The sequence below is a fragment of the Cyclonatronum proteinivorum genome (assembly GCF_003353065.1).
Lineage (GTDB): Bacteria > Bacteroidota > Rhodothermia > Balneolales > Cyclonatronaceae > Cyclonatronum > Cyclonatronum proteinivorum.
Genome location: NZ_CP027806.1, coordinates 4,137,638 through 4,161,042 on the forward strand (window position 1 = coordinate 4,137,638; position 23,405 = coordinate 4,161,042).

Here is a 23,405-nt window from a genome sequence, read left to right on the forward strand (position 1 = left end):
CTGCCTCTCAATCGTACCTATGTGGCATTGTGATGTAGCGTTAGTCAACTAGAAGCTTGCTTTCATTTATACCTCTCAATCGTACCTATGTGGCATTGTGATGTCTTCAACCGCAAAACTTTATTACCCTTTCGGTTTACTCTCAATCGTACCTATGTGGCATTGTGACACAGATGTAAGAAATGCCGATGCACGTTTTTCGCCGCTCTCAATCGTACCTATGTGGCATTGTGATCCGCTTGTCTTGCGGATATGGCCGGTAACGTGTTCACTCTCAATCGTACCTATGTGGCATTGTGTCCCGCCATGTGTGCGCCCGAGCGCACACTTTGTAAAGCTCTCAACCGTACCTATGTGGCATTGGGGCCAATAAGTGTCTGACTGTACCCAAACTTTGCGGTCCTCTCAGTGGTACCTGCGTGGCATGGTGGCCCGCCCCCGGTCGCCTGTATGTTTCTTGTAATTCTGCCCGCTCCATCGTAGCTGCGGGGCATTTGGTTCGCTTGTGCGGAGGTTGTTTTTCCGGAAAACGGGAAGCACGGTAACGGCAGACGTTTCCATGCGCCTGGGCTCCGTAGCCGGGGGCAACCATCATGGAAACCGAAACGGGGGTCAGTTTGACCGGTTCAGGCAAAGGGTCGGTTGCTTCTAAAGTGGAGCGCTGCTAAAGCAGCCTGCGGCAACAGTAGCGCCCGTGACCATTTTTGCCTGTCGTTAGGAAAATGGACCGTCTTAACGCCTGTTTAAACGCCCGTTAACGCCTCATTAACGGCCTGTTAAAAAAGGCATCCGTACCTTGTTCCTGCTATGGGTGCTACGTGCCCGTGCTGTCGCAAGTCAGTGGTACGCCTTTGCACGAACAGCCCGGCAATGCTTTCAAGTCCGAACGGCCCTCCGGGCACCGCATAGCGTGCTTGCTTTCCGGAGCTATGCGGAAAATAGCGCACCGCCCGCGAAATTGAATTCCTGTTGCTGTGTGCCCGATTTGAGCAAAATGAGAATCAGCGGGAGCCGGCGCAGCACCTGCGGCTAATTGCAAGGATGCAGCGGATTCAGACGGCAATCATTGTTGTGGGTATTTTGGTGCCGATTGCTGCGGCCTGGGTTTGTCTCTGATGTTCATTTATCCCCAAACCTGAACCGGCCCCTATCAAAAAGTGCAGTTGAAATGTGATTTTGCGTGGCAGAGTACATTGCGCCAAATTCTCATGCCCTCCCCAAAAAAGCACGGGATTGGGCGTAGGGTGAGGGGTTTTGAACCATCACGGCTGACCGTGATGTGCAAGGCGTTTCCCCCAAAAAATACGGCGCTGCTGAATGGCTGCGCAGCCGGTAGCAGGGGCAGCTTTTGGGGTTCGTTGCGGTACACGCGGTGCCGGGCCTGCCTGTTGTATCCGCATCTGGGGATGCAGCACCGGAGGCTGTGGTTTGTGGTTGGGGGTTTGGGGGATGGGGCCCTGCGCCTGCCGCAGCTGCTTTACCGGAAGGACATCCGCAAGGGGGTGGAGGGGCGCGGCGGAACGTTACCGGACGTTACGGCTGCGGATAATGAGTTTTTTTAAGGCTATGTTTGTTTTGCGTTTAGGATATCCTTTGCGCAAAGGCACATTTTTTTGTGTCATATTTGAATTCGAACATTGCCTTTTTTATCCAAATGCCCTATTTAAAACAAAGCTTAACATTATTGCCTGCGGCGGATGCGCGCGGAGCCGGCAGCTTTCCGGAAAAAGAAAAAAACCTGTGTAAGGTTTTCGGCTTTCGGTTCTCTGTGAACTTACAGGCGGCGTGCAAGCGGGGTAATGTTGTTAAGGACGGTCCGGCCATCTGCGATACAAGGGGTAAGGCTAAGGGGAAGGGTTCAGCTGCGGCTGTTCATTTTTCTGCGGGTTAAGTCCTCTTGTTTTCCTTCCTGTTTGATTCTACTGCGCTGAGTATACCATACCCTATTATCCCATACCATACCATGAAATTCCGGATAGACCTCACGCCCAATACCGAAGCGGTTCCTTTTAACTATGCACATCAGCTGTGCGGCATTTTTCATCACTGGCTGGGCCCCAATGAGTTGCACGACCTGATGAGCCTGTATTCGCTGGGCTGGCTGCGCGGCGGCAAGGCCGAGGGCGGCGGACTCTGGTTCCGCGATGGGGCTAGCTGGGATATCGGCATCTATAATGATGCGGTGGCCGAGCAGCTGGTGCGCGGGCTGCTGCTGCGGGATTTCCGCTTTTACGGGATGGGCATCCGGAAGGTGAGTCCGCTCGCGCCGCCGGATTTCAGTGCGGGGCATCATCGGTTTCTGAGCGACAGCCCTGTGCTGCTGCGCCGGGTGGAGGATGATTATTCGCGCACGCATGTGACCTTCCGGGATCCGGACAGCAGCCGCATTCTGGAGCGGGTGATTCAGAAGAAGGCGCAGGAAGCGGGTCATGCTACGGCGGGCAGCCTCCGGTTGCGCTTCGATGAGCGCTACCGCAACCCGAAAACCCGCCTCGTGCGCATCAAGGATATCGACTACCGCGCCTCGGTCTGCCCTCTGATTGCCGAAGGCAGCCCCGAAGCCCTCGAATTCCTCTGGACCGTCGGCGCCGGCGAAATGACCGGGGTGGGATTTGGGAGCTTGGGTCATACGGGGCGGATGGATGGGGGGCGGGAGGGAATGCTCAGCAGAACCGCTGGTCAGAGCAAGACCTGACCGCATACAGTATTAGTTCACAAACAGTTGTTTTTCTTATAATTCGAAAATACGGTTATGTTACAACTTAACGCCAAACAGGGTATTTACCTGGCAGCCCTGCTTCACGATATCGGAAAGTTCTGGCAGCGCGCAAGCAGGAGCCGGAAGGTGCTTCCGCTGGAAGTGCAGCAGGTAGAAGGTGATATTTGCCCCAAAGGTAAGGCAGGCTATGCTACGCACATACACGCGCTGTTTACCTATGCCTTCTTTTTGAACCACCGCGCTATCATTCCGGAGTCTTTTGAGATTGAGGGGGAAACGGTGGGGATTGCCCGGCTTTCCGCCCGGCATCACCGAAAAGACCTGAATGGATGGGAGCGGATTATCATGTTCGCGGATCATCTGTCTTCCGGTCATGACCGTCGGGATGATGAGGAGGCGGACGATGCATCTGTTGCCGGCACATCATCCTACAAATACAAAAAAATCCCGCTGCTGAATGTGTTCGATACCGTGTATCGGGTGCGTAAGCCGGAGGAGCGCAGCTACTTTCCGTTGCGGGCGCTCAGCACGGACAAAGTCAGCTTTCCCGCGCGGAAGCATCCGCTTGATACCGATCTTGAGCCGGAGTACGCTAAACTGTGGGACGCTTTTGAGCGGGAGTTTGTGATGCTGCCCACCGAAAGCACGAATGCCTTTCTGCGGAGTTTGGATCATTTGCTGCGCAAATACACCTGGAGCATCCCGAGCGCTACCAACAGCATGAGCGATGTTTCGCTGTATGATCATGCCAAAACAACGGCGGTGATTGCGGCCTGTTTGTTTGACAGCCGGTTGGCACGAGTGCTGCCGGATAGTATGGACAAGCTGAAAGCAGAGACCAACAGCCGCTTCACCCTGCTTGCCGGTGACTTTTCGGGTATTCAGAAATTTATTTATCAGATCAGCTCCAAAGGGGCGGCTAAGACGCTGAAAGGCCGGTCGTTTTACATCGGCCTGGTGCAGGATGTGATTATCGAGAAAATCCTGAAGCTGTACGGGCTGCAGCCTGCGCATATTCTGATGAAGAGCGGCGGCAGGTTTCAGATGTTGCTGCCGTATGATCCAGAAAAGCTGGATGAGGCCATTGCTTTCGTAGGCGAGGCAAACCTGGAGCTGCGGCGGATTTTTGACGGTGTGCTTTATCTGGCAACCGGTGCGGTAGATTTCATCAGTGATGAATTCTTTGTTGACGGACGCTACAGTGACCTGGTTTCTGAGGCCTATGCTAAAATTGAGGAAGACAAGTCGCGCCGGTACGCACGGGTGATTGATCACGATTTTTTCAAACCCCAAAAAGTGAAGGGCACTTCGGCAGAACATATTTGCCATGTTACCGGTGTTGATCTCGATAAGAGTGAGGTCCGCGAACTTGGCGAGGGTGCCGATGCGCTGAAGGTAAGCCGCGCCGTGAAGGAGCAGATCGAACTGGGGCGCGCACTCAAAGGAGCGAAGTATCTCATAAAGACTACCGGCGGCAAAGGGCTGAAACCGCTTGGTTCTTTTTTGAAAAAGGACTACCCCGGTGATGTGATTGCTTATGAAGTGGTTTCGGACCTGAGTCAGGCGAAAATTAAAGAACTTTCGGATGCCAATGCGCGGGTGCTGGAGATTCAGCGCTTCAATAGCACCGATTTTCTGACACATGCGGCTGATTTTGGCGATGTGAGTCAGGGTTTTCAGTTTTATGGTGCGGCCTGGATTCCGGAAAACACGGCGCAGGATCAGCCGGTTGAATTCACGGATATTGCCAAAGACGGCCAAAATGATCTGATGGCGATTGTGCGCATGGACGTCGATAATCTTGGCGTGATGTTCCGCGATGGTTTTGCGCCCAAAGATGATAATGCGGGCAAGCACCGGGGCAGCATCTCCCGATACAGCACCCTGAGCAGTATGCTTGACTGGTTTTTCTCGGCTTACATGAATACCCTGTTTGCAGAGCACTACAGCAATCGGGAAGCGCTCGATACGGATCTATCTGTTGCCCAACTGCGCAATGATAAGCCCAACAATCACATTCTTCCGGTGTATGCTGGCGGCGACGATGTGTTCCTGATTACCCGCTGGGATCTCGCCCATCAGACTGCCCGGGTGATTTATGACGACTTCAAAGCCTTCACCAATCAGCATGAGCGCCTGACGATTTCGGGCGGCATGCATGTGGTGCACGGCAAGTATCCGATTCATAAGGCGGCGCAAAATGCCGAGCATGACGAAAAGGAAGCGAAGAAGCTGCCTGATGCAAGCGGCAAAGCCGGAAAGGATGCATTTTGTATGTACGGGGTTCCGCTCGACTGGAAGGACCTGACCCTCACGGAAGACCTGATGCACTACCTGATTCAGCAGCAGGAGGAAATGAAAAGCCGGGCTTTACTGGGCTTTATACGGCGATTGTCAGCTGATTACCATCCCAATTATCATTACGGGCGCTGGCGCTGGCGCACGGCCTATCAGCTGCAGCGCATCGGTAAATCCTATAAAAAAGAAGCCGAAATGGCTGATCTGGCCTCGTGGCTGTTTGTCGGCAGTATGAACGACCGCCGCCCGACCCGCTTCAAAGGCCTTTCGATTAAACCCGAGATTATCCATCTGGTCCCCCTACTGACCCGTTGGATGCAAAACTTAACAAGAACCACAACCAAGTAAATACACAACTGCTATGGCATACAGAAAAATGCGAGAAGTAGAGCAGGCCATGCTCAACTGGGTGAAAGATGGCGTCCGTTCGAAATCGGATATTGATTTAATTGAAGATATCGGAAAGTTCATTGCGGATGCGAAAGAGGATAACAGGGGAGGATATCGCAGTGGTTTTAATGCAGTAACAACCTCCCAAATCCGCATAGCATACGGAGAGATTACCCGTCTCAAGATGAAATTTGATGATACCTCACTGATGATGCTTCGGCCTAAACTGGCCTATGCGGCAGCCCGGGCGAACGATAAGGGTGGTACCTACGCAAGCCTGAGCGAAATCATCAAGCTCGGCGTGAATGCGGTATCCGCTATGGAGCAGCACCAAAAACAAAAAGCATTTAACAACCTTGCAAGTGTATTCGAGGCCATCCTCGCCTATCACAAAGCATACGGAGGCAAATAATCCATGAAAAAACTACTCAAAAAAATCTTTTTCAAAGCAGAACTCAAAGCAGAAAGCGGCCTGCATATTGGCGGCAGTAACCTTGCTATGGCAATAGGCGGTGCCGATGCCATTGTGATCCGTGATGTGCTCACACAAGAGCCGCTCATTCCGGGCAGCAGCGTGAAAGGCAAAATGCGTTCACTTACTGAAAAGCTGCTGGGCGCTTATCAGCCCGTCAATATGGGTGCTGTTAAATTCGGGCCATACACCAAACTTGATGCTTCTGCTAAGGATATCATCCCGATGCTTTACGGCAGTGCAGAAGGAAATGAGAAGAACATCCCAAGCCGGATTATTGTACGCGATGCCCGCATGGACGCCCAATCGGTGGAAAAACTCCGTAATTCTGATCACACCGATATGCTTTTCACCGAAGTGAAGACCGAAGTCGTGATTGACCGCGTAACCTCCGCAGCGATGCCGCGACAGCTTGAGCGCGTACCGGCCGGTGCTGTTTTCCATCTGGAAATTGTGCTCAATATTTTTGAGGATGATGATGAGCAGAAAATGAAGGACTACGTGATGATGGGGCTCAAACTGCTTGAAGATGATTACCTCGGCGGGAAAGGCTCAAGGGGCAGCGGTCAGGTTTCAATTAACTGGGATAAGTTTGAGGCTGCCATCCGTCAGAAAACCTTTGAAGACTACGAGAAGAACCGCGAAGCGCAACCTTATCAGTCAGCGTAATGAAAACGGAAGTTGTATTTCTTAAACCCCTCGCCCCCTTCCATCTTCAGACGGGAGGGCTGAGCCATGAGTCCACCGATGTGTTCCCGCGCGCGGATACCCTCTCGGCTGCCCTCACTTATCTGTGGTTCCGGCAGTACGGGGAAGTGCCCGGATTTCCGCACGAGCTGCCGTTCAGGATTTCCTCCTGCTTCCCGGTTGTCGTTGATGAGCAGGGCAATCAGATTCAGCTTTACCCGAAACCGCTTGGTGTGAGCATTGACCCTTCGTCAACAGATCATAAAATGTTCAAATCCATTGACTGGATTGACGAGGTGCTGTTCGAAAAATGGCGGATAGCCGGGAAAGACTTCATGGATATTCCTTCGGATGCCAACGATAAGCGTCTTGCCTTCGGCGGAAAAGTGCTGCTTGCCGAGCCCCGCAGCTTCGCGGCGGATAAGCTCTACGATCAGCTCGCCCGTACCCGTGTTGTCCTCGACCGGGTGACGCAAGCCTCTGTGCCGTTTCATTACGTGCAGACCCATTTCTCCGCATCTACCTTGTTCAGCATACACATACAGGTTGACGCTGCACATAAAGACACTTTTATGGCACTGCTCCGCTTGCTTGGTGATGAGGGGATTGGCGCTGACCGTACGGTCGGGATGGGGCAGTTTGAAGTATTGCCGGAAGTGATTGAAAGGGAATACACCGAAAAAGAGCCGGTAAGCAAATGGTTCAACCTCGGCATATTTAACCCTGGCGGGCAGGTTGGCGCCATACAGTGGGAGGACTCTGTTTACAGTATCGTAAACCGGTCCGGCTGGGTAAGCGGGACTTCGCTCCGTCGCTCTCCCGTCATTGCGGTGGGCGAAAGCGCGCTGCTAAAAACGGCAGGGGCATCTGCACCTGAGGGCACGATACCGCTTGTGCTCGATAAAGATTCCGAACTCATACCCGAAGCTGTCCGCATCGACCATCATGTATACCGGGATTGCCGCGGCTTCTTCATACCAACCATGCATTAAAGCACGGGCAGGCTCAGCTTTCGTACCGGAGAGGGGCCTGTCCACAACTGGATTATCACCATGAACATCACTACCGAATCGCTCACCGGCATCAAAAGCAAAGTGAACGCCTTCACCTTTGAGGTCTATCCCTTTACACCGGTTTTTGTAGGCTCCGGCGACAAGCTCATCCGAAACCTTGATTTTATTACGCAGGGGAAATCAACCTATCTGCTTGATCTCCATAAGCTCTTTTCGCATGAAATTGATAATTTAGCCGGGCTGGAGCAGGCCATTACAAAGCAGAATCTCAACGCGTACATCGCCAAGCGAAACCTGAAGCTGGCAAACTTTGTGAAACGTACGCTTGTCGGTCACTGTGAAGGTAACGAGCTGTTTATGAATGTACTCACAGGCACGGGAGATCCCATGTATCCCGGCAGCAGCGTGAAGGGGAGCCTGAAATCTGCTGTGTTTCATCATTATTTCGTCAAGAAAAATATAGCCGGCAACAGAGGTAGGTATCGTCAGTTGATTACCCAAAACGGAAGACCCAAGAATGATAAATATGCCTCACAGGATCTTCAAAACGAATTGCTCGTTAACAATACATCCGGAAAGAGGGGACTGAACCCGAACTATGATATTGGTCGGGTGTTCCGTCCGGCAGACTGTGTGTTTGGTTCCGGTGAGATGGAAGTGTTCAATGTGGCCGTAGTCAATGAAACCCGGAATAGCTTTATGTGGAAGAAACTGGGGGTTGGCCGGAACCAGGAAAGTAATTTCAGGGACTTACGTGAGGCGACCAAAATTGCCCTGGCCGGGGTCAGGTTAGGGGAAGATGTATTTGCACAGTCAACCATCAGCATAGATCAGTCCGCAAAAGAAGCAATTAACTGGCCGGACGATATTTCGGTACGTATGCTCGCCGAATGCTGCAATAAGCTTTCCCTTGAGCTTATCGAAGAAGACCTTGTCTATTTTGAAGATGCTGCGAAAGACATCCCGTCTCTGAACAAAGTTGTGGAAGAACTGGAAACCATTCAGGATGAAATCAAAGCGGTTATGGAGGATAACAAAGGCAAGGACAACGTAGCCTGGCTGCAGCGTATGGGCTGGGGTTCCGGCTGGCTGAGTATGACCGGTGCTCACGCAACGGATAAAAACGAATTACTCAATGAACTCAGGGCGGTGTACACGAGACTTGGTCGGGAACGCGCCGAATTCCCTAAATCACGCAAAGTAGTGCTGAGCCGTACAGGACAGCCGCAAACCGTAATGGGCTGGCTGATGGTAGAGCAGAAATAAACCCGGTCTTTTAGATGCCACACACCCTTCTCTGTTCGCTCGGTACTTCCCCGGCTATTGTGCTGGAGGCGCTGATTGCGGGGCCTTCGGGCAGGCTGCGGGACCGGTATGCACGGTTGCGGTGTATCACGACTTCCAACATTCCGGATAAGGTGAAATGGCTGCGTGCGCGCCTTGCAGACCGCGAATTTGCGGATTTGGATGTGGAGATAATCGAAGTCCCCGACTTTGGGGAGCTGAGCTCGCAGGAAGATCACGAGCGGTTTATGGAATCCCTGATTGGGTTTTATCTCACACACGGAACCGGCGCAGATGGTCCGGTTTCGGGGGAACGCATGCTGCCGGATGTCTGCATTTCCGGCGGTTACAAAACGATGTCCTCGGGGCTGTTGCAGGCGGCGCATTTTTTGGGCGCGCGGCGGGTGTTTCACGTCTTTGCCGAGCAGTTCCGGGAGGTGTACAACAGGCATCCCGAAACTATAACGGATATCCGGAAGGGATTTGACGAAGACCTGGTTAAGGTCATCGAAATGGGCGCAGAGCCGGGTCGTTCGGGGATATTGCTTCAGCTTGAGGCGCTGCGGGCTGCACCGCACAAAATGAATTTCATCCGCAGACAGCTGCATCAGGTTGATCAGCTTGCCGGTCATGCGGAAACGCTTCAGGAGCTGCCCTTCCCCGTGCTTGCCCGCTTCGATGCCGAGCTGCTGGAAAGCCTGCGCAGTCCCGCATCGGCCTGGCTGAAATCAGGCCTGTTTGAGCAGCTTCCCAAGATTGAGCTGCATTGTCACATGGGCGGCTTCGCAACGGATGGTCCGCTGCTGCACGAAGTAAGAGCAGCTGCAACATGGCCGGAAGAATTGCGGGCACTGGCAGCGCCTGATTTTCCGGCAGCCTGGCCGCATCCCGAAAAGCCCATCCCCCTGAACGATTACCGCAGCCTCGGCGACGCGACCGGCTCAAAACTGCTGAAAGATCCCGGCTGTCTGGAAAAGCATATTGAGCTTTTGTATGTCCATTTTCAGAAGGAGCGTGTCGTGTATGCGGAGGTGCGCTGTTCGCCGAACAATTACGCCTTACCGGATAAAGGGCGAACGGCTCTGACGGTGCTGCAGCACATGCAGCAGGTTTTTGAGGACTGCATGAAAAAGGCACAAGATGATGGAAGCTTTTTCGTGCAGGTGAACCTCATCATTATCGTCACAAGGAAGCGCGACGGCGACCTTTCAGATATTTCCCGGCATCTTGCGCTTGCGGTTACGGCGCATCAGCCGTTCCGTCAAGCCGATAGCCCGCGCTGCCGGGTGGTCGGGGTTGATCTTGCCGGCTTTGAGGATGTGAGCACGCGCCCCATGTATTTTGAGACCGACTTCGATATTGCACATCGTACGGGTGTGGCGGTAACTGCACATGCCGGCGAAAACGACGAGGTGGAAAGCATCTGGCAGGCCGTGTTCCGGCTAAAAAGCCGCCGGCTGGGACATGCGCTGAATCTGTTCGATGCACCGGATTTGTTTCGGGCCGTAGTTGACCGGCGCATCGGTATTGAGATGTGTCCCTTCGCCAATTATCAGATTAAGGGGTTTAATCCGATGGAGGGTTGCCCCGAATACCCAATGCTCAAGTACCTCCGGGCCGGTGCCCTCGTAACGGCCAACACCGATAACATCGGCATCAGCCGGGCCGGACTCACGGAGAACCTGAAATTCCTGTGCAGGCTTTGTCCGGAAATCAGCATGCTCGAAATCCTACAACTGCAGGCCAATGCCATTGAAACGGCATTCCTCAGCCTTGAAGAGCGGATTCAGATCCGCCGCCGCATTGGCGAGCAGCTGCTGCAGTGGTCTGAAAGACGGGGCGGGGGTGTAATCACATCTTGACTGTTCGTCTCTGACCGCATCGTATGTCATCGCTGAACATTGACAATCTGCAATTAACACGGTATTATGTGTATAAGTGCCCAAACTTATACACATAAACCCAAAGCAATATCAAGCCATGCGTACAAACATTGATATCGACAATAAACTCATGGACGAAGCTGTGAAATATTCCGGCTTATCCACCAAAAAGGAAATCGTGCACGAAGCCCTTCGCGTGCTTATTCAGCGCGAAAAGCAGAAGCGCATCCGCAATTACCGGGGCAAACTCAGCTGGGATGGCGATTTGGATGAAATGCGAAACAGCAAGCTATAAAATATGATCGTATGCGACACATCTGTCTGGATCGATTATTTCAACGGGCGTTCGGGTGCGGCTGCTGACCTGCTGGACGAGCTGCTGGGAAATGAGCTTATCCTGATGCCGGATATCATTCTGCTGGAGCTGTTGCAGGGGTTTCGAACGGAGCGGGATTACCGGACTGCTAAAGCACTGCTTGCCCCTTTACCCAAAGCTGCCGCGCTTACGCCGGACCGGGCGGTTTGGTATTCCCTGTATTTTAGAAAGCTCCGCCAAAAAGGGATCACCATCCGAAAAACCAATGATATTGTGATTGGCGGGTTTTGTATTGATAACCGTCTTCCGCTGCTGCACAATGACCGTGACTTCGATCTGATGGCTTCGGTCCTCCCGCTGCATCTCATCAACCCTACCTAACCCAAATACCTGAATATGACCCTGATCAGCATCATTGGCGGACAGCCGGCGCCCAATTTGCTGGCCTTTTTACAGCTCAGGCCGACGCGGCACATGCTCATTCATACCGATCAATCGGTGGGTCAGGCAAATGAATTCCGTCAGCTGCTTTGCAGCGGGTACGGAGTGTCGGAGGCTGCGGTTGAGCTGCATGCATTTCCGGCAACCCATCCCGGTGAAATTCAGCAGCGGGCAGCCGATCTCGCGGCACGAATCTCAGCTGCGGGACAGAGCTGCTGCCTTAACTATACCGGCGGAACCAAACCGCTGGCGATACAGTTGTGCCGGGCCTTTGAGCCGACCGGCGCACCTTTGCTGTATGTGGATACGGAAGGCGAACGGATGTGGCAGAGTTCGGGGGATGCACACACCGAAATACCCTTTAACTTCAGACTCCGGGTGAAGGACGTACTCGCGCTAAAGGGCGCAGACATCCGCTCCGTAAGCGACAAGCGTGTAATGGCCCAGCGCCTGCCGCTCTGCCGCTGGCTCACCGAAAACCGCGAATCGCAGCCGGTAAAACAACTGCTTTCAGATGCCGCAGCTTTTCGGAATGCCCCGACGTACCGCCCGCTTGACTGGCGCCCGCGGCTGGAAGCCGGTCCCTTATTTGTGTTCAGCAATGAGGCGAATCCCACGCAATTGGAAGTCCGCTTCGATGGCCGCCTCTTTCCGCAGAAAAAGCGTAGCTACTGGGCTGAACTGCTGGCAGGGGGCTGGCTGGAAGATGTGGTCAGCAGCTGGCTAGAGCAAACCCGTGAATATGATGATGTGCAGACCAACTTAAAAATCCGTCCGGAATCAGCGTCTGAAAAACAGCGGGGCGAAAAAGCAGACGCGGCTATCAAGAATGAAATCGACGTAATCGCTGTCAAAAACTCGGTTCCGATTTTTGTGGAATGCAAAACGGGCCGGGTAGATCAGAAAGCCATCACCAACCTGTTCAGCATCATGGAAACCTACGGCCCCCGCTACCGTCAGGGCGCCCTCGTAAGCTGGTACCCCGTCACCAACACCGTACTCCTCGAAAAGATCCGCGATTACGGCATCACCCTCATAGAAGGCCCGGATGTTCAGGGGATGGAGCGTGCGGTGAAGCGCCTGTGGGAAAAGATTGTGGTGCGGGTGTGAGTGGGGAAAATTCATTAATTTATTTAAGCTAACAAGTTCACCTAATCGGACAGATCATGAAGGAAAAGCTTACGCTGCATATAGACAAAAATACCCTTGATCGCTCTCGCCTTCAGGCCAAGCAGAAAGGCACAACCCTTTCACAGATGGTCGAAGACTTTCTGCAGCAGATTTCGGAATCAGCCGCTGAACCTGATGAATCGCGGAAATCCATCCTCGATGAAATTATGGGCTGCATTGTACTTGATGAAAACAAATCATACAGAACGCATATTGAAGAAGCGCGGGCAATGAAACGTGATAATCATGAAGATTTTAATTGATAGTGATGTCTGCCTTGATGTTTTAGTAGCAAGGGTGCCTTTTGTAATAGATTCTGCCAAAATATTTATGGCTATGGAGTCCAAAATAATCAATGGCGTTATAACTGCTGAATCATTTACAAACATATATTACATTCTTAGAAAACAATTGGGAAAACAGGATGCTATGAATAAACTCATAAAGATTAGAAGTATTTCAAGTATTGGACCTGTTTTGTCTTCTTCAATCGACAAAGCTCTACATTCAGATTGGAGTGACTTTGAAGATGCACTTCAGCATCAAATAGCGTTGGAATGTAATTGTAAGCTTATTGTTACCCGAAACATAAAGGATTACAAGTTATCATTAATTGATGTTTTTAGTCCAAGAGATTTTGTTAAGTATAAATTGAGTAAGTCATGAAAGTATTGATAACAACCTTAGGTGCCAACTTTTATAAATATGCAAATTATCATTATGAAAATAAATTCGCTAAAAGAACGCGTTTGGGTTTTAAAGCCTCTAGCACGGCTACCAGAACTGACAGATAGCGATTGAAAAATTTACGTTGCTCATAGACAAAAATACCCATGAACGCTCCCGCCTTCTGGTAGTATTACTTTTAGGATTGATTAGTCAATCAGAGTACTCCCCGTTGAAGCAGTCTATATGATTTTTTTAATAATATAAACCAAATTGTTGAAATAATATGGGAAAAATTTATGCAATTTCGTTTTTAGGAACATCCCCATATAGCAAAACGATATATGTGATTCAAAACAAATCGTATCATGAAGTCTATATCCAAAATGCTATTAAATCTCACTACAAACCCGAAAAACATTTTATTTTTGCTACCAGCTTAGCTAAAGAGAAGCATGAGCAAGGTCTTTTGGGGCGTGGGTTTTCGCAAGATGAGTTTGTACAGATCTCAGACGGAAAAACTGAAGCCGAGCTTTGGGAAATATTTAGCTCAATTGTTGAAACCGTGCCTTCCGACTGTCGCCTTGTGATCGACGTAACCCATGGTTTTCGAATTCAGCCAATGGTTGCGCTTGCTGTTGTAGTTTTTCTCAGGTTCCATAAAAATATTTCTGTTGAAGCTATATTGTATGGTCTTTATGATCATAAAAATGAGGAAAATGAAGTTCTTGATATCACTTCCTTTCTTGACATAATTGATTGGACTTTCGGTATCAGAAGACTTATGGAAAAAGGAGATGCGTCAGACTTAGCGGGAATTTTGAGCAACTTCCACAGAAGAAGCTACCTGCGAAATGAAGCGTACAAAGCTACAGGACTGAGTAATTTTGGAAACTATTTGAACGGCATTATGAGCGCGATGGCAGTTGTCAGGCCTTATGATGTCATCTCTGAAGCCTCAAGGTCAGCTTCAATGACGGAAGAATTAAAGCGGGATATTGAAAATATGCCGCATACGCAACCACTGGGGTTGTTTGCCGACCAAATTCTTCAAAAGCTTAGTGAATATGCTGCCCCATTAGCCGATGTTTCAGATTTATACTCCACTAAAGGTATAAAATCACAGCTTGAGATAATTGACCACTACATAAGTGTTGCCCAATATCAGCAGGCACTTACTTTGATAAACGAATTGCTGATTGGCTTCGGACTCGTTCTTCATGTGGAAGATTCGATGGATCTGGAAAAAAGAAAGGAAATGAGCTACAGATTAAATGCAATTCGAAAGGGTAGTTTTATTGCCAAGGCCGAAACCTGGGAATATGAATTGGTTGAAATTCTTAAGCTGTCTGTTGATTACAGAAACGATGTAAATCATGCAGGAATGAGACCTGATCCTAAAAGTGCAAAATCCATTGTAAAACAGACCAAAGAACTGGCTGAGAGCGTGAGGATATTTGTGGATAAGCACCTGCCCGCTGTGTTTATAAATGATGGTAACAACGCTGAAGCTTAGCATTTCCCATGCTCCTCAACCTCTCCAATCATCCGTCTGCTGCGTGGTCCGAAGTGCAGCTTGCCGCGGCCCGCTCCCGTTTCGGGCAGGAAATACAGGACCTGCCCCATCCGGAAATCCCGCCGGAGGCCGGTTCGGAGGAAGTTGTGCAGCTCGCAGAGGCGTACTTTGAAAAGGTAATAGCCCTCAACCCAAAAGCCGTGCACATTATGGGGGAGCAGACGTTTTGTTTTGCCCTGATCCAAAAGCTGCTGCACGCCGGCATCCCCTGCTACGCAAGCACAACCCGCCGGCAGGTCGATCACCTCAGCGACACGGAAATCCGGCGCAGCTTCGTGTTTGTGCGCTTCCGGGAATACGGGTGAGGGCGGACGGCAGACCGCGGACCGCGGCGGGCGGAGGACAGAGGACAGAAGACAGAAGACAGATGTCAGATGTCAGATGTCAGCGAACAATCTTCGAATCTTTAAATCTTTGAATCCTTGAATCCTTGAATTTTCAAATCTCTCACTTGCCCAAATATTATTTCACAAACCAGTCATCTACCGCGTGCAGTGTTTTGCGGGCACGGGTCACGGCGGTGTACCACCACTGATACAGGCCGGGGCGGGGGATGCCCTGAATTTTGTTGTCGAGGTATAGAAATACTTCATCCCACTCTCCGCCCTGACTTTTGTGGCAGGTGAGCGCATAGCCGAAGTTGGCGCGAAGGGCATTCAAATAGGGATCAGCCATCATATTGTCATTGAACTCCCGCTGACTTTGCTTTAGCCCAAGCGCCTTCATCCGGCGGTTGAAATCAATCAGCAGACTTTTGTGCTGATCTGTCGTGATGTTCGGGCCCAAGGCATACACTACATCTTCGAGCAGCAGGACTTCGTAGGTTTCCTCTTTGTTTAGCGGCTTCACCCGCACCTTGGTGAACTGCAAGCCCGTGCGGTAAGTGCTTTCACCAACCGCTTCAATCGTAACAAGATCACCATTAACCAGCGGCACGAGATAGTTGTTTTGGGTCACCATCATCAGATCACCCGCTTCAATACGTCCGCTGCGGCGCCCCAGCATCCGGCGGATACTCTCATTGATTTGCTTGCAGTGCCGGTTGGTTTGCGCAATCAGCGTTGCGCGTGCGAAATTATCTCCTTCAATTTGTGCGATATACGCATTCAGCAGGCTTACATGCGATGTATGCAAGTTCACATTTTTCTTTCCTTTCAGAAACAGATAGCCGTACCGCCATTGGGGGTTTTGAAAATACAGTTCCCGCAAACGGCTTGCGGCCTTCGTAATGCCACTGTTGGCGTCCTGACGCACAATCTGCGTAAGCTCAAACTCCTGGGCTTTAACCTTGTAGGTTGCTTCAATATAGCCCTTGGTCAATGCGGGTGAAAAGGGCATATTGGCGGGCGGCAGCTGGCATGGATCCCCGATGAAGATAAACTTGCCGTGCGGGTCGTGCCCAATCAGATCCTGCAGCAGCTTTCCGCTGCCAAATAGCGCGAAAGACGTCCGGTCATCCGGCTCATCCGATATCATGGAGGATTCATCAATCACGTAAACGGCGCCCGGATCAAGCAAGGATTCATGCGCTGCAAAAACCATCTTGATTTGCCCGTACTGATCGGTTTGCGGGTTCAGTTCCTGTTTCTCAAGCTCATCAAGATCTTTGTCGAGCCTTGTGAATTTGTATAAATGGCTGTGAATGGTCGAAGCGGGTGCTCCGGTGAGGTCGCCTGCAATTTTAGCTGCACGTCCGGTTGAAGCCAGCAGACAAACCGTTTTCTCCTGTTTTTTGAGATAATTGATGAGCCCGCGAATCAGCGTAGTTTTGCCAGTTCCCGCATACCCCTTTAAAATGAATACCTTTTCCTGCGGCTCATCCAAAAATGACAACAGGTTTTGAAATCCGATTCCCTGTGCATTTGTCAGGCGAATATCGAAAATATCTGTGAATTTATGGTCTTCCATTAGATTCAAATTTATGACTGCAATGGGCCAGTCAGGCTTGTTTTCTTAACCTTTAGAAGTCCCCTCAATTAAACAGGATCATACAGCAAGCCTGAAAGCGGATAATATTTCAGAAGATAACAGAACAAATTACATGACTATAAACATCTTAGACAAATATTGCTAAATATAAATACCCATTGTGGTTTCATTTTCTGTTACAGTTGATACAAGGCAAGCCGCATTTAGCTTGCCAGAACCACATCCTTACTTCAGGTATTAGTCTGCCCGACCAAATTTACCAAATCATACTTTCTTAGGGTTGCGCAATGCCCTATATTTGAAGCTTACAACCAACCACAAGGTTGGGGGTGCTTACTTCTGTGAGCTGAGATCATACCCCAAGACCTGATCCGGGTAATACCGGCGTAGGGAAACCTTTCGGATGAATCATTTCTACCTGCTTTTGTTCATCCGCTTTTGATTCTCAACAGACAAGCACCTCCAATGTTTATTATGAACATTCAGGAGGACATATGTCAAACCATTCATCAAGCACTGCCCCGACAAAGGTACCTGCTATCATGCGCACAGGTACAAGGGTCAGGATTTTAGGCAAGCGCGCAAGCATTCCGGTCATAGCAACACTATTGGTGCTGCTTTTTGGCTTCAGCGCTACTGCGCAGCAAACCGTTAGCGGAACCGTTGCAGACGCTGATTCCGGGGAGCCCCTTCCCGGTGCAACCATCCTTCAGCAAGGCACCTCAAACGGAACAAGCACCGATGTGTCGGGCAATTTTACGCTTGAACTTCGGACTGATGGCGCCCGCGTGCTTGAAGTCCGTTATATCGGCTATCGCACCCGCACCATCGAAATCACCGATATGTCGCTTGCATTGGAGATCGACCTTCAGCCCGCCACACAGTTGTCTGACGCCGTTATCGTTTCGGCCATCCGTTCGGATGAATCCACCCCGATGAGCTTCACCAATGTGAGCCGGGAACAAATTGAAGAACGAAATCTCGGTCAGGACCTCCCTTTTCTGCTGCAGTCGGCGCCATCTGTGCTGGCAAGCTCTGACGCTGGTGCTGGGGTCGGATATACCGGTATTCGGGTGCGCGGCGTTGATCCGACCCGCATCAATGTCACCATCAACGGTATTCCGTTGAACGATTCCGAAAGCCACGGCGTGTTCTGGGTCAATATGCCCGATTTTGCTTCCTCCGTGGAAAGCCTTCAGATTCAACGCGGGGTCGGTACCTCAACCAACGGACAGGCCGCTTTCGGCGCAAGCATCAACATTTCGACCGGTGCGCTGAATTACGATCCCTATGCGGAAGTCACCAATGCCGTAGGCAGCTACAACACGCGGCGGCATACGCTCCGGGCAGGTACCGGATTGCTGAACAACGGATGGGCCTTCGACGCGCGCCTTTCACACATCGAGTCTGACGGCTACATCGACCGCGCTTTTTCCGACCTTTCGTCCTACGCGGTAACCGCGAGCCGCTACTCCGACCGCAGCCTCCTCACCTTCAAAATCCTGAGCGGCCGCGAGCAAACCTATCAGGCCTGGAACGGCGTGCCGGAGAGCGCGCTGGCCGATAACCGCCGCATGAACGAGTTCACCTACGAAAATCAAACCGACAACTACCGGCAGGATCACTATCAGCTGCATTATTCCTACCGCCTTACTGACAACTGGCTCGCAAATGCGTCCCTGCACTACACTTACGGACGCGGTTACTTTGAAGAATTCCGGGCCAATGACCGCCTCAGCACCTACGGTATTGAGCCCTTTGTACTGAGTGATGAGCTCATTACCCGCACCGATATCATCCGCCGCCGCTGGCTTGACAATCACTTCTACGGCTTTGTCCTGAATACCGAATACAGTACCGACCGCTTCCGCCTTGTAGCCGGTGGTGCGTATAACGAGTACGACGGCGACCATTTCGGGGAAGTCATCTGGGCCCGTTTTGCGAACAATATCAATATCCGTGACCGCTATTACGATAACAACGGCTTCAAAACCGACGGCAACCTGTTCGCCAAACTTACCTGGAACCTGAGCGATCGGCTGAGTGTGTACGGCGACGCACAAATCCGGCGCATTTATTATGAATTCCTTGGCTTTGACCGCACGCTGGATGAAATCACGCAGGATCACGAACTCTGGTTCTTCAATCCAAAGGCGGGACTTGTGTATCAGCTTGCACCGGGGCAACGCCTCTACACTTCGTTTTCCGTAGCGGGCAAAGAACCCACACGGCGTGAGTACACCCGATCAACGCCCGATTCCCGCCCGAGTCCCGAAAGGCTCTACAACCTCGAAGCCGGCTGGCAGGCCGATTTCGGTAACGCATCTGCCGGTATCAACTTCTACTACATGCACTACGTCGATCAGCTCATTCTCACGGGCGAAATCAACGATGTGGGTCAGGCCATCCGGAATAACGTCCCCGAAAGTCATCGTGCCGGCGTTGAGCTTGAAGGCGCCCTGCGGCTTACGGACTGGCTGCAGTGGAGCGGAAACCTCACCCTGAGTCAGAACCGCATCCCGGAATACACGGAGTTCGTTGATAATTTCGACACCGGTATTCAGGAGCAAATCGAGCACCGCAATACCGATATTTCGCTCTCACCGGGTCTCATCTCAAACTCACAATTCCGCTTAACCTACGGCAATTTTACCGCCGATTTCATGAGCCGCTTTGTTTCCCGGCAGTACCTCGATAACACCTCGAACCGCGACCGCTCCATCGATCCGTTTTTCGTGAGCGACCTGCGCCTTTCCTACAACACAAGCCGCCTTCCGTACGCCAACCGGGTCAACCTCTCCCTTTTGGTGAACAACATCTTCAATGAGCTCTACGAAAGTAGCGGATACACCTTCGGCTGGATTGCCGGCGGCGCAGAACAGCGCTTCAACTATTTCTATCCGCAGGCCGAGCGCAACTTCCTGTTACAGTTGAGCCTGCACTTTTAGCAAATACATGAATCTCATCCCAACCCAATAAAGCACGGGTCCCTTGCTGAATACAGGGGACCCGTTTTTTTTACCGGCAAGTCAGCAATCAGCGCTGCGCAGAATACATTCGGTAGCGGATAACCTCCTGCGCATGCCTGAAGAGCTCCTCTTCCTTCGGGATTTTATCAAGCGGTAACAGAAGATGATACTCGCCTGATTCGAACAAGTACCACGCAAGGTGCGCGCGGTAGCGCAGTTCCGGATACGTTTCGTGCACAGAAAGCTCTTTCAGGGCACGGTTAAGTTCGTGCATGGGCACATCCGGAAACATGAGTTTGAACAGCAATCCGTGATACAGCGCCGATTCCCGCACGCCCGGATTGTCGGAGCGCAATGCCTCAGCGAAGTTCAGCGCAACGCCCGATACGCCGGCTTCAGAAATGCGGCTAACGATATGCGCCGTGCCCGCGTGCGCTGACGGCTCCGCAACAGCAAGCGTGTCACTTACGGCGAGCTGCGCCGAATTCAGCGACGATGGCATAAGGGTGAAACATACGGCCAATCCGGCGATCAGGGATTTGAAGGTTTGTATCTGTGTTTTCATAGCATCTATTGTTTTTTTTTTAGGATGATGGGTGCGCGTACACATTCCCGCGCCCCTTTCGTCAGCCTGTGTGCAAGCTGACACCCCTCAGAATGCAGCAACCGTGCCCCTTTGCCGCTGAAAGCGCTACCTTGTTGCCATTTTTACAGGGCCAAAATTACACCGGACCTCCCCCTTAGCGCTGGAAGCGGATTTTTATGGCAAAAAATTGCTTCCCAAAAACACAAGTTTACTATTCAAATACAGCACGCACAAAATGCCATTATTGCCAAATCCCGCCGTATTGACGGGAAACCGCTTTATCCCCGGCAACAAAAGGCTCAACACAGGCCCTTCCCCCTGACACCCGCGCACGAGCTGTTAGAGCTTTTTTTTATTTGGGGGAAACTCCGTGAGCATCACGGTCAGCTGGGGCAGGTTACGGGATCCCAAATCTACGGCAAATGCGTTGCTTTTTGGTTTGATGTTACGTCAAACTTCAGCAAGCCCAATCCAATTTCCTTGCAAAAAACAGCCAATCAGGAGCCCGGTCTGCCTGAATCGAATTTTATTCTCGCACTAACAGTCCTGTTTCACCCGAACACGCGGTACCGCAAAAACCGCCGGATTTCATGAATCACCAATGCTTCTAATATTCCATCCCAGGACTCAGTATCCGCCACCAAAAAGCAAGGGACCTATCTTAGGTTTGGGGTTTATGACCTGCCACGAAAGACCGTGACGCTCTCGGTATTTCCCCCAAAAAATAACCCCTGCCCGAATAATTACCCGGCTCGTGCACAGCTTAGAAGTTTAAATCTTGCGCCCTCAAAATATTCCAAAATACTACTTGCATAGTAGTTACCCCGATCTTATACTATCATCGTAGTATTAAAACAATCGTAAACACAAGCCTATGAAAAAAACGATAACGCCGGTTGGCGATTCTGAAATGGAAATCCTGCACATCGTGTGGGATAAGGGCGAGGCTACGGTGAGCGAGGTGCACGAGCACATCCTCGGGTACCGCAAGGTCGCTTATACGACGGTGATGACCATCATGAAAAAGCTGGCGGACAAAGGGTTGCTGAGCTTCCGGAAAGATGGGGTCACCTATGTTTACCGGGCTGCGAAACCTGAGGCCGAGGTGAAGCACAGTCTGCTCCGGCAGATGGTCGAGAAGGTTTTCCGCGGCTCGCCTGCCGAAATGGTGCAGAGCCTCGTGGAAAACGAGCGCCTCAAGCCCGAGGAAAAATCCGAGATTGAATCCCTCATTGAGAAACTGCGCGGAGGTAAGTAAACATGGATTTGCTGTTCACTTACATGCCCGCGCTGGTCATCTGGACCGCTTTTGCCCTGCTCATGCTCTTGACGCTGCGGCTGAACCGTAAAGGTAATCCGCTGCTCAACTACCACCTGAGCACGGCAACGCTGATTGCGCTGCCCGCCGGGCTGCTGTTTGTACCCTTCCTAAGTCTGCCGGCCCCGGTACAGTCTCTGACCGGAGTCAATTTCTGGCTCAACACCATATCATTGCCGGAAATTAGCATCATCGCTGGAGAAACAGCAGCAAGTCCGGCAACTGCTGAAGCTGCGTCGAGATCCAGCCTTCCGGTTTCTGTCCCGCTTTTGCTGACAGGCCTGCTCGCTGCCGCCGGACTGCTGCGACTGAGCTTCATTTATTACAAGCTGCGCAAGAGCCTGCGCCATGCCTCGCCCGTCGTTGATTCAGACCTGCTGTCCGAAGCGGAACAGCTTCGTAGCCGGCTCGGCATTACGAGGAACGTACGGCTGCTGACATCGGCGGATACCGCTATCCCGTTCACCACCGGTCTGTTCCGGCCCATGATTGTGCTGCCCGAAAACACCCTTCAGGAATCGGATTCGCAGCAACGGCGCCTCATCCTCACGCACGAAATGGTGCACATTGCGCGCAGCGACTTCGCAGCACATTTCGGAGAGCTGCTTGTACGGCACCTGTTCTGGGTCCATCCCTTCGTGCATGTGCTGTACCGGCAGGCGGCCTACTACCGCGAAGTTTCCTGCGACAGCGACGTACTTCGCCTGAACAGCGGGAGTCAGGCGGCTTATGCCGAGATGTTGTACCGTTTTGCCCTGCTCGAACAGGAAAAACCACAGCTCCGCGCGGCCATGGCCGAAGAGCACAAGCTGCTGCGCCGCATCCGGAACCTTGATTTCAATCCCCATCCCAACCACACCACTACTCCTATGAAAACCATGAAAAACAGTATCCTAACCTCAGCACTTTTGCTGCTGCTGATTACCGGGCTTATGGCCTGCTCCGACCTCCTGACAGACACCGATGCGTCCCGCACGGAGGTCAATCTCGATGAAAGCATTACCTACATGGGGCAAACCATCACCCTTGGCGAACTCCGTGAGCAAATAGCGAACAATCGCCAAAACTTGCTTACGCTTATCGAAGAAAACACAAGCGACACAGACCCCGAAACCCTGCAAATTATACAACATACCGCAGATGAAATGGGCAACGTCCTGATGCTTATCGATAACGGACATGCCAACCGGGCCATAGCCGCCATAGAAAGCCTTCCGCCACCGCCACCTCCGGCGCTCAATGAAGGCGATTCCCCGGATTTATTCACAGTTGTTGAACAAATGCCGGAAATGATAGGCGGACAAATGGCCTTTTACAGTGCCCTCCGCTATCCTGAAATGGCAAGACAAGCAGGTATTGAAGGCCGTGTAATCCTTCAGTTTATAGTCGATGAGCAAGGGAATGTCACAAACCCTACTGTCGTTCGCAGCGCCGGCGCAGGTGGTCTTGATGAGGCCGCTCTTGAAGCCCTGTCACAGGTACGTTTTAAACCCGGAATGCAGCGCGGAAGAGCAGTTAAAGTACAAATGACACAGCCGGTCGTGTTCCGGTTTTCCCGCAGCGAAGACACTTCATCCTAAAGTCGGCAGCCAGGCTCAGCGGTCGTCAACGCCTATTAGCGAATAAACACACCCAGCCTTTTGTTTAACCAAAGCCCGGTTCTCTGAAGAGTGCCGGGCTTTTTTATG

Annotated in this window: 19 protein-coding genes, 1 CRISPR repeat array and 1 riboswitch (1 of these 21 cut by a window edge); of the genes, 17 read left to right on the forward strand and 2 right to left on the reverse strand. The window is 51.5% G+C overall.

Annotated elements, in window-relative coordinates; all coding sequences use genetic code 11:
• Positions 1-432: a CRISPR direct-repeat array (repeat unit 30 nt; unit sequence CTCTCAATCGTACCTATGTGGCATTGTGAC) (it extends 1,857 nt beyond the left edge of the window).
• Between the two features lie 1,531 nt (positions 433-1,963).
• The 14 genes from CYPRO_RS15760 (at position 1,964) to CYPRO_RS15825 (ending at position 15,220) form a co-directional block, all read left to right on the forward strand.
• A complete protein-coding gene (locus tag CYPRO_RS15760) occupies positions 1,964-2,695 on the forward strand; it encodes a CRISPR-associated endoribonuclease Cas6 (protein ID WP_114985523.1) in 732 nt (243 codons plus the stop codon).
• Positions 2,696-2,752: 57 nt separating this feature from the next.
• Positions 2,753-5,365 carry a type III-A CRISPR-associated protein Cas10/Csm1 gene (gene cas10, locus CYPRO_RS15765; RefSeq protein ID WP_114985524.1) on the forward strand — a complete coding sequence of 871 codons (2,613 nt, stop codon included), beginning with the start codon at positions 2,753-2,755 and terminating at the stop codon, positions 5,363-5,365.
• A 13-nt stretch (positions 5,366-5,378) separates the two neighbouring features.
• Positions 5,379-5,819 carry a type III-A CRISPR-associated protein Csm2 gene (csm2, locus tag CYPRO_RS15770; protein WP_114985525.1) on the forward strand — a complete coding sequence of 147 codons (441 nt, stop codon included), beginning with the start codon at positions 5,379-5,381 and terminating at the stop codon, positions 5,817-5,819.
• Positions 5,820-5,822: 3 nt separating this feature from the next.
• Positions 5,823-6,548 carry a type III-A CRISPR-associated RAMP protein Csm3 gene (csm3, locus tag CYPRO_RS15775; RefSeq protein ID WP_114985526.1) on the forward strand — a complete coding sequence of 242 codons (726 nt, stop codon included), beginning with the start codon at positions 5,823-5,825 and terminating at the stop codon, positions 6,546-6,548.
• A complete protein-coding gene (csm4, locus tag CYPRO_RS15780) occupies positions 6,548-7,558 on the forward strand; it encodes a type III-A CRISPR-associated RAMP protein Csm4 (RefSeq protein WP_114985527.1) in 1,011 nt (336 codons plus the stop codon). The genes csm3 and csm4 overlap by 1 nt, the downstream gene beginning before the upstream one ends.
• 60 nt (positions 7,559-7,618) lie before the next feature.
• On the forward strand, positions 7,619-8,845 hold the full coding sequence (csm5, locus tag CYPRO_RS15785) for a type III-A CRISPR-associated RAMP protein Csm5 (protein WP_114985528.1): 1,227 nt from the start codon (positions 7,619-7,621) through the stop codon (positions 8,843-8,845).
• Between the two features lie 14 nt (positions 8,846-8,859).
• Positions 8,860-10,725, forward strand: a complete 1,866-nt coding sequence (locus tag CYPRO_RS15790; RefSeq protein WP_114985529.1) for a CRISPR-associated ring nuclease — start codon at positions 8,860-8,862, stop codon at positions 10,723-10,725.
• A gap of 118 nt (positions 10,726-10,843) precedes the next feature.
• Positions 10,844-11,041, forward strand: coding sequence for a type II toxin-antitoxin system VapB family antitoxin (locus tag CYPRO_RS15795; protein ID WP_114985530.1), 198 nt, complete (start codon positions 10,844-10,846; stop codon positions 11,039-11,041).
• A 3-nt stretch (positions 11,042-11,044) separates the two neighbouring features.
• Positions 11,045-11,443, forward strand: coding sequence for a type II toxin-antitoxin system VapC family toxin (gene vapC / locus CYPRO_RS15800; protein WP_114985531.1), 399 nt, complete (start codon positions 11,045-11,047; stop codon positions 11,441-11,443).
• 15 nt (positions 11,444-11,458) lie between these two features.
• The gene (locus CYPRO_RS15805) at positions 11,459-12,613 is read left to right on the forward strand and encodes a Card1-like endonuclease domain-containing protein (protein ID WP_114985532.1); all 1,155 of its coding nucleotides are present in this window, start codon (positions 11,459-11,461) and stop codon (positions 12,611-12,613) included.
• Between the two features lie 56 nt (positions 12,614-12,669).
• The gene (locus CYPRO_RS15810) at positions 12,670-12,936 is read left to right on the forward strand and encodes a DUF6364 family protein (protein WP_114985533.1); all 267 of its coding nucleotides are present in this window, start codon (positions 12,670-12,672) and stop codon (positions 12,934-12,936) included.
• On the forward strand, positions 12,920-13,339 hold the full coding sequence (locus tag CYPRO_RS15815) for a PIN domain-containing protein (RefSeq protein WP_114985534.1): 420 nt from the start codon (positions 12,920-12,922) through the stop codon (positions 13,337-13,339). Before CYPRO_RS15810 ends, CYPRO_RS15815 begins: the two co-directional genes overlap by 17 nt.
• 286 nt (positions 13,340-13,625) lie before the next feature.
• Positions 13,626-14,855 (forward strand): TIGR02221 family CRISPR-associated protein, encoded by a 1,230-nt coding sequence (gene csx2, locus CYPRO_RS15820; protein WP_114985535.1) that lies wholly within the window; start codon positions 13,626-13,628, stop codon positions 14,853-14,855.
• An 8-nt stretch (positions 14,856-14,863) separates the two neighbouring features.
• Positions 14,864-15,220: a CRISPR-associated protein gene (locus CYPRO_RS15825; RefSeq protein ID WP_114985536.1), complete on the forward strand. Its 357-nt coding sequence runs from the start codon at positions 14,864-14,866 to the stop codon at positions 15,218-15,220.
• Between the two features lie 157 nt (positions 15,221-15,377).
• Here the strand turns inward: CYPRO_RS15825 and CYPRO_RS15830 are convergent, their stop codons facing one another.
• On the reverse strand, positions 15,378-16,823 hold the full coding sequence (locus tag CYPRO_RS15830) for an ATP-dependent DNA helicase (RefSeq protein WP_114985537.1): 1,446 nt from the start codon (positions 16,821-16,823) through the stop codon (positions 15,378-15,380).
• A 336-nt stretch (positions 16,824-17,159) separates the two neighbouring features.
• A riboswitch (TPP riboswitch) is annotated at positions 17,160-17,254 on the forward strand.
• A 132-nt stretch (positions 17,255-17,386) separates the two neighbouring features.
• Between CYPRO_RS15830 and CYPRO_RS15835 the strand changes: the two genes are divergently transcribed.
• Positions 17,387-19,792 (forward strand): TonB-dependent receptor, encoded by a 2,406-nt coding sequence (locus tag CYPRO_RS15835; protein ID WP_114985538.1) that lies wholly within the window; start codon positions 17,387-17,389, stop codon positions 19,790-19,792.
• Between the two features lie 88 nt (positions 19,793-19,880).
• Here the strand turns inward: CYPRO_RS15835 and CYPRO_RS15840 are convergent, their stop codons facing one another.
• On the reverse strand, positions 19,881-20,378 hold the full coding sequence (locus CYPRO_RS15840; protein ID WP_114985539.1) for a hypothetical protein: 498 nt from the start codon (positions 20,376-20,378) through the stop codon (positions 19,881-19,883).
• An 895-nt stretch (positions 20,379-21,273) separates the two neighbouring features.
• Between CYPRO_RS15840 and CYPRO_RS15850 the strand changes: the two genes are divergently transcribed.
• Both CYPRO_RS15850 and CYPRO_RS15855 read left to right on the forward strand, forming a co-directional pair.
• The gene (locus CYPRO_RS15850; RefSeq protein WP_114985541.1) at positions 21,274-21,657 is read left to right on the forward strand and encodes a BlaI/MecI/CopY family transcriptional regulator; all 384 of its coding nucleotides are present in this window, start codon (positions 21,274-21,276) and stop codon (positions 21,655-21,657) included.
• 8 nt (positions 21,658-21,665) lie between these two features.
• A complete protein-coding gene (locus tag CYPRO_RS15855; protein ID WP_164682862.1) occupies positions 21,666-23,297 on the forward strand; it encodes a M56 family metallopeptidase in 1,632 nt (543 codons plus the stop codon).
• Positions 23,298-23,405: the final 108 nt, after the last annotated feature.

Bases quoted from the DNA above. Each gene is read 5' to 3' on its own strand.
- CYPRO_RS15790 (WP_114985529.1), top strand. From the start codon at position 8,860: ATGCCACACACCCTTCTCTGTTCGCTCGGTACTTCCCCGGCTATTGTG.
- csm3 (WP_114985526.1), top strand. From the start codon at position 5,823: ATGAAAAAACTACTCAAAAAAATCTTTTTCAAAGCAGAACTCAAAGCA.
- CYPRO_RS15840 (WP_114985539.1), bottom strand. From the start codon at position 20,378: ATGAAAACACAGATACAAACCTTCAAATCCCTGATCGCCGGATTGGCC.
- vapC (WP_114985531.1), top strand. From the start codon at position 11,045: ATGATCGTATGCGACACATCTGTCTGGATCGATTATTTCAACGGGCGT.
- csx2 (WP_114985535.1), top strand. From the start codon at position 13,626: ATGGGAAAAATTTATGCAATTTCGTTTTTAGGAACATCCCCATATAGC.
- CYPRO_RS15835 (WP_114985538.1), top strand. From the start codon at position 17,387: ATGCGCACAGGTACAAGGGTCAGGATTTTAGGCAAGCGCGCAAGCATT.
- CYPRO_RS15830 (WP_114985537.1), bottom strand. From the start codon at position 16,823: ATGGAAGACCATAAATTCACAGATATTTTCGATATTCGCCTGACAAAT.
- CYPRO_RS15810 (WP_114985533.1), top strand. From the start codon at position 12,670: ATGAAGGAAAAGCTTACGCTGCATATAGACAAAAATACCCTTGATCGC.
- CYPRO_RS15825 (WP_114985536.1), top strand. From the start codon at position 14,864: ATGCTCCTCAACCTCTCCAATCATCCGTCTGCTGCGTGGTCCGAAGTG.
- cas10 (WP_114985524.1), top strand. From the start codon at position 2,753: ATGTTACAACTTAACGCCAAACAGGGTATTTACCTGGCAGCCCTGCTT.
- CYPRO_RS15795 (WP_114985530.1), top strand. From the start codon at position 10,844: ATGCGTACAAACATTGATATCGACAATAAACTCATGGACGAAGCTGTG.
- CYPRO_RS15760 (WP_114985523.1), top strand. From the start codon at position 1,964: ATGAAATTCCGGATAGACCTCACGCCCAATACCGAAGCGGTTCCTTTT.
- csm2 (WP_114985525.1), top strand. From the start codon at position 5,379: ATGGCATACAGAAAAATGCGAGAAGTAGAGCAGGCCATGCTCAACTGG.
- csm5 (WP_114985528.1), top strand. From the start codon at position 7,619: ATGAACATCACTACCGAATCGCTCACCGGCATCAAAAGCAAAGTGAAC.
- CYPRO_RS15805 (WP_114985532.1), top strand. From the start codon at position 11,459: ATGACCCTGATCAGCATCATTGGCGGACAGCCGGCGCCCAATTTGCTG.
- CYPRO_RS15850 (WP_114985541.1), top strand. From the start codon at position 21,274: ATGAAAAAAACGATAACGCCGGTTGGCGATTCTGAAATGGAAATCCTG.
- csm4 (WP_114985527.1), top strand. From the start codon at position 6,548: ATGAAAACGGAAGTTGTATTTCTTAAACCCCTCGCCCCCTTCCATCTT.
- CYPRO_RS15815 (WP_114985534.1), top strand. From the start codon at position 12,920: ATGAAGATTTTAATTGATAGTGATGTCTGCCTTGATGTTTTAGTAGCA.